This window comes from Agriterribacter sp. (genome assembly GCF_035444585.1).
Classification (GTDB): domain Bacteria; phylum Bacteroidota; class Bacteroidia; order Chitinophagales; family Chitinophagaceae; genus Agriterribacter.
Window position 1 is genome coordinate 1 of sequence record NZ_DAOMOZ010000257.1, and the last position, 6078, is coordinate 6078.

Consider the following 6078-nt stretch of genomic DNA (forward strand, 5'->3'; position numbering starts at 1 on the left):
TACTACAAGAACAGAGCAGCTTTTGGGATGAAACCAGGCATCTTGATATTAAAAACCAGGCCTTTCCTGTTATTCGTTCCATGCTGAAAGACTGAGTGTTCTATTGACCATTAACCCGCTGCCGGAAGCTGCTTGGTTGGTAAGATTGGAACATTTATCTTTGAATTACAAAGTTGCATAAACAACTAAACGCGCACACCATGCAGGATGCATATATAGTAGCAGGCTTTCGTACGGCTGTAGGTAAATCCAAACGCGGCGGGTTTCGCTTTACCCGGCCCGACGACCTTGCCATAGAGGTGATCAAAAATGTACTCGCTTCTGTACCCCAACTGGGGGTTAAACGGATTGATGATGTAATTGTAGGAAATGCTGTTCCTGAAGCTGAACAGGGATTACAGGTTGGCCGGATCATCGCCGCCCGCGCATTGGGCATTGAAGTGCCGGGAATGACTATAAACCGCTATTGCGCTTCGGGTTTGGAAGCCATTGCCATTGCAACTGCAAAAATCCGTACAGGCATGGCTGAATGTATTGTGGCGGGTGGTACCGAAAGCATGAGCCTCGTGCCAACTGCAGGATGGAAAACGGTTCCGGCTTATTCTATTGCCAAAGATGAACCCGATTATTACCTGAGCATGGGACTAACAGCGGAGGCTGTTGCCAAAGAATACAATGTAAGTCGTGAAGACCAGGATGCTTTTTCCTACCGCTCTCACCAAAAAGCTATCAATGCCATACAAAACGGGTATTTTAAGACCGGCATTTTACCGGTAACAGTTGAGGATGTGTATGTAGATGATAATGGAAAAAGACAAACCCGCAGCTATGTTATGGATACCGATGAAGGACCCCGGAAGGATACTTCAGTTGAAGTGCTTTCGAAATTAAAACCGGTTTTCGCTGCCGGAGGAACAGTAACAGCGGGAAATTCCTCTCAAACCAGCGATGGCGCCGCTTTTGTGATTGTAATGGGTGAAAATATGGTAAAGGAGCTGGGACTAAAGCCCTGGGCCCGCCTGGTAGCCTGTGCATCTGCGGGTGTTCATCCCCGTATTATGGGCGTGGGACCCATTGAAGCAGTGCCTAAAGTATTGAAGCAGGCTAATATGTCATTGAACAATATTGACCTGGTTGAATTGAATGAAGCGTTTGCGTCGCAATCCCTTGCCGTGATCCGTAAGCTGGAGCTTAACCCCGATATAGTAAACATAAACGGTGGCGCTATAGCTTTAGGGCATCCCCTCGGCTGTACGGGCTGCAAACTTACCATACAAATTACGCATGACATGAAAAGGCTGAATAAAAAATATGGTATCGTTACTGCCTGCGTGGGCGGGGGACAGGGAATAGCGGGGATCATCGAAAATATCAACTAGTGTTACGTTAACCATGATACGCCGCATCAATTTGTGAACAGTGAATAGTGAATTGTGAATAAGTTCACTATTGCTCATTCACCCCGGCAATACGACATACTATAATTAACTCAACACCAGGTAGCAACTTCTAAAATAACCGGTTCGGCCGATTTTATTATACCAATCCTTTCGGGTTCCCGGCCTGTGCCTGGCGTATCTTTTATCAATCACTCCGTATAAAAGCGAACAGCAGCACTCCGCAGGTTTTAAGCCCTGCAGCAATATGGTAAACTTATACTATGTTTATCTTATCTTTATCGGAGATGAAGGAACAGTATATGTAGCCGGTCAGTTTAACTGAATAGATCACTTTTAACGGGACATACTTTCAAACCAATATCTTATACGCAACATGAGAGGCTTCACAATAGCACTGTACATTTTGTTCCTTTGTTTTTTTTATCACGCTGCTTCAGCCCAGGATGACACCTCCCGTTTAAAAAAACTGTACGACCGGGTGCTTGATTTTAACAGTGTTAAGGCTGATTCTGTTCTGTATTATGCAAACTATATTGACAGGGAAGCAAAAAGGCTGGACTTTAATAAAGGCGCCGTATTGTCGTTAAGGCTTAAAGGGATTTACCAGGAATTCAGGGAAGAGTACGATTCCGCTATAAATTATTATTACCAGGCGCTTGAACAGGCCAGGATGCTAAAGCGAAATGAATACGAGTCTGCTGCTTTGAGTGACCTCGCAATGGCATACAACAATATTGATCAGCCTCAAAAAGCAAGAGATTTTTTTAAGGAAGCGTTCCGGGTTTCCATGCAGCGAAAGGAGGTTTCATCTATATTTACGAACAGTTCCAATCTCGGTTCCATTTACAATCGTCTCGGGTATCCCGACAGCGCTTTATTGTATCTGGAACAGGCGGAAGGGGTTGCCCGGAAATACAATCTCCACCTTGACCTTCATTCTGTATACAACAATATAGGAAACGCATGGTTTCATAAAAAACAATGGGATAAAGCCCTCCATTTTTTTAAGCTCAACTATTCAGCAAATATTGCCGGCAACGACATGGAAATGCTTTGGTACGACTGCCTGAATATAGGAGATGTATATATTGAAAAGAAAAAATTCGATTCGGCCCGCAAATACATTGATCTTTCTTTTAACATGGCAAAATCACAGGGATCCAAAAAGAAAGAAGCGGATGTTCATTTATTGTATTCCAAATATTATTCTGTCCGTGGTGATTATAAGTCGGCCTATAAACATTTTAAGAACTGGCATGCGCTGGATACGGCCCTTGTTAACAGGCGCACGTTGCACACGGTTGCTGAGCTGCAGGAAAAGTATAACCTGAAGCAAAAGGAGCAGCAAAACAAAATGCTGGGACTCGAGATAGAGAGGCAGAAACTCGAAAAAAGGAATATCCTTTTTATGGCATTGGGTATAGCCGCCCTGGCTATTTCGGCCTTTATCAGCTTGCTGCTTATACGAAGGAAGAATAACCTGTTGAAAAAACAAAATGAGCTGATACAAAAGCAGAACAGCAAGCTTGCCCGGCTTAATGCCGAAAAAAATTCTCTCATCAGCGTAGTATCGCATGATTTAAACGGACCGTTTACCAGCATCAAAATGTGGAGCCAGATCTTATTGTCGGATGTTTCTAATTTTACTGCCGACCAGAAAAAGGCGCTCTACCGCATTCAGTCGTCGGCCGACAATGGTGAGCTCCTGATACGGGATATCCTGTACATCGAAAAAGAAGAGATCAAGCATCACACATTAAACCTGGAGCAGTTGGATGTGAATGCTTTTTTAGATGACATTGTACACATGTACCGGCCGCAGGCACAGCAAAAAGAAATAGACATGACTTATGCTGCAGGCAGGGATCCTATAATGCTTATAAGCGATCGTTATATTATAAGCCGCATATGCGAAAACCTGCTGAGCAACGCTATTAAATTTACGCCCCGCGGCAAAAAGGTTCTGGTGAGTTTGCTGGATACAAAGGAAGAGATTCATATTAAAGTAGAAGATGAGGGTGTAGGAATAGCCAAAGAAGATATTCCGTATCTTTTCTCCAAGTACAGGAAGATCTCCTCTATGCCCACTGAGGGTGAATATTCCACCGGACTGGGCTTGTCTATTGTAAAAAGGCTGGTGGAAGAGCTGAACGGGAAAATAGTATGCGAAAGCGAGCCGGGCAAAGGAAGCTTGTTTACCGTAATTCTTCAAAAATAAGTGCAGGGCTCAAGAGGGGAAGCTTTCTAAGCAGAAGCCTCCTGTAAGATGACCGGTTTTTTCCGTTCCCCGATCTGTTGCCTCCACATAGCATAGTATAAGCCCTTTTCTTCTACCAGCGATTCATGTGTGCCCTTTTCCACTATTTCACCTTTTTCAAGTACATAGATCCTGTCGGCATGCATAATGGTGGAAAGACGATGAGCGATGAGTATGGTGATCTGGTTGCGTTGTGAGGATACCTGCCTTATTGTGCCGGTAACTTCTTCTTCCGTAAGAGAATCCAGCGCAGATGTGGCCTCATCAAAAATGAGCAGTCTCGGATGACGCAATAAAGCCCTGGCGATAGATAAACGCTGCTTTTCGCCCCCGGATAATTTTAATCCGCCTTCGCCTATCATTGTTTCTATCCCTTTTTCGGCCCTGCTCAGTAAATTGTTGCAGGAGGCTTTATTCAATGCATCTAAAAGCTCGTGCTCACCGGCAGCAGGGTTTACAAACAACAGGTTCTCTTTAATGGTTCCTGCGAACAACTGGGTGTCTTGCGTAACAAAACCGATCTGGTTACGCAGGTCTTCATAGTTAACGGAGCTTTCGTCAATGCCGTTGTATAATATTTTGCCTTCCTTTGGCCGGTACAGGCCTACCAGTAATTTCATGAGCGTGGATTTTCCTGCGCCCGATGGCCCTACAAAGGCGATGGTTTCACCTTTTTGTGCATTAAAGCTGATATTGTCAATGGCATTTTGCTGGGCGCTGTGGTGTTTAAAAGCAACATTTCTGAATTCAAGCGTGTTGATTTCACCCAGGTGTAAAGGCTTGTCGGGCTGCGGTTCCGGCTTTTTCTGCATCAATGCTTTAAAATTCATGAGCGAGGCTTCCGCTTCACGGTATGAGAGGATGATATTTCCTATTTCCTGCAAAGGGCCAAAAACAAAAAAGGAGAAGATCTGCATGGTTACCAGTTGACCGGCATTCATCCTGTCTTTAAATATCAGCCAGAGCAGCATGAACAAAATTACCTGGCGCAATGTGTTTACAAATGTGCCCTGTATAAAACTGATGCTGCGTATGCGTTTTACTTTAGTGATCTCAAGACCGAGTATTTTGTAGGTATTCGTATTTAAACGGCTTACTTCCTGCTGGGTAAGCCCGAGGCTCTTTACGAGTTCAATATTCCGCAACGATTCTGTAGTAGCGCCGGCAAGAGAAGTGGTTTGCGCAACAATATTTTTTTGAATGGTTTTTACTTTTTTACTGAGAAGATTGGTAATGATGACCAACAAAAATATACCGCCAAAATAAATGGGAGGCAGCGACCAATGGATGCTAAAGGCGAATGTACCTACAAAAGCAATGCCTATTATTACGGTAAAAAGCACATTTACGAAGTACGACATAAACCTTTCCGTATCTGTTCTTACTTTTTGCAAAATGCTGAGCGTTTCACCACTGCGCTGGTCCTCAAATTCCTGATAGGGAAGCTTCATAGCGTGTTGCAGCCCTTCTGTAAATACTTTTGCCCCGAATTTCTGGATAACCACGTTCAAAAAATAATCCTGGAAATTTTTTGCTATGCGGCTCACCATGGCTACCCCTATTGAAGCCAAAAGCAGCCACAGCACACTATTGTAGGGTTTTGTAAAAAAATCCGACCAGGCATAACCCGTTGGATTTTTGGCATAGTCATTTGCCAGGTTCACCAGGTTACCAAAAATGATAGGATCAAATAATGAAAAACCTATATTCATTGCGGCCAATACCAGTACCAGCAATACCAGCCATTTGAATGGCTTCAGATAGGTGAAAAGAATCTTCATGCTTAAAATTAATAAGAGATTGTGACCGGGAAAGACGTATTGCATCAAATTATGTACAAATTTCACTTTCGTGACAGGATGGCTGGAAGGTTTTTAATGTGGAAATGTGGGAAATATGATAATGTGGAAATGTGGGAAATGTGCGAAGATCCCGGGAACAGGGCGAAAATTGAAACAGTGGGAGTTCCTGTAAATAAAAACCTCCACCCAAAACAGGTGGAGGAATCTTTTTCGAGCCTACTAAGATTAGATGGGCTTCGCAGGATTGGACTTTGGTTCAACAGTGATAATCATTCAATTCGTTGTCCAAGGTTGTGGTTTTCAGGTTTTGCAATATTGGATTTGATCCGGGGCTGTTTTTCAGGTCCTGGAAATTGGATTTTGATAAGATCTTTCGGCTTTAGGAACTGGATTTTTTTTCTTTGGATATTGGTTTTGGCTTTCTTTATGGGTATTGGGTTCCTGTTCAATATATTCAACAACAAAAAGAAAGTTGATTGATATTGGATTTTATTCTACCCTTTTCAAAGGATTTGGAATTCAATTTTTTCAGGACGGTTTTCTGGATTTTTTGGACGGTTGAGGCGTAGCTTCCTCATCAATCAACTTCAAAACAAAAATACTAACCAGTTATCCACCA

At 43.2% G+C, this 6078-nt stretch carries 4 protein-coding genes; 3 read left to right on the plus strand and 1 reads right to left on the minus strand.

The annotated features are described in order from the left end of the window. Positions 1 to 200 precede the first annotated feature (200 nt). Entirely contained in the window at positions 201 to 1379 is a 1179-nt protein-coding gene (locus PLH26_RS19295; protein WP_324587658.1) for an acetyl-CoA C-acyltransferase, read from the plus strand. A 394-nt stretch (positions 1380 to 1773) separates the two neighbouring features. Next, entirely contained in the window at positions 1774 to 3618 is a 1845-nt protein-coding gene (locus tag PLH26_RS19300) for a tetratricopeptide repeat-containing sensor histidine kinase (RefSeq protein ID WP_324587659.1), read from the plus strand. Positions 3619 to 3644: 26 nt separating this feature from the next. On the opposite strand, the gene PLH26_RS19305 is transcribed toward PLH26_RS19300, so the two are convergent. Beyond that, positions 3645 to 5438, minus strand: coding sequence for an ABC transporter ATP-binding protein (locus tag PLH26_RS19305; protein WP_324587660.1), 1794 nt, complete (start codon positions 5436 to 5438; stop codon positions 3645 to 3647). A gap of 78 nt (positions 5439 to 5516) precedes the next feature. Here PLH26_RS19305 and PLH26_RS19310 point away from each other — a divergent pair, with 78 nt between their 5' ends. Next, positions 5517 to 5939: a hypothetical protein gene (locus PLH26_RS19310; protein ID WP_324587661.1), complete on the plus strand. Its 423-nt coding sequence runs from the start codon at positions 5517 to 5519 to the stop codon at positions 5937 to 5939. Positions 5940 to 6078 lie beyond the last annotated feature (139 nt).

Bases quoted from the DNA above. Each gene is read 5' to 3' on its own strand.
- PLH26_RS19295 (WP_324587658.1), top strand. From the start codon at position 201: ATGCAGGATGCATATATAGTAGCAGGCTTTCGTACGGCTGTAGGTAAA.
- PLH26_RS19300 (WP_324587659.1), top strand. From the start codon at position 1,774: ATGAGAGGCTTCACAATAGCACTGTACATTTTGTTCCTTTGTTTTTTT.
- PLH26_RS19305 (WP_324587660.1), bottom strand. From the start codon at position 5,438: ATGAAGATTCTTTTCACCTATCTGAAGCCATTCAAATGGCTGGTATTG.
- PLH26_RS19310 (WP_324587661.1), top strand. From the start codon at position 5,517: ATGGCTGGAAGGTTTTTAATGTGGAAATGTGGGAAATATGATAATGTG.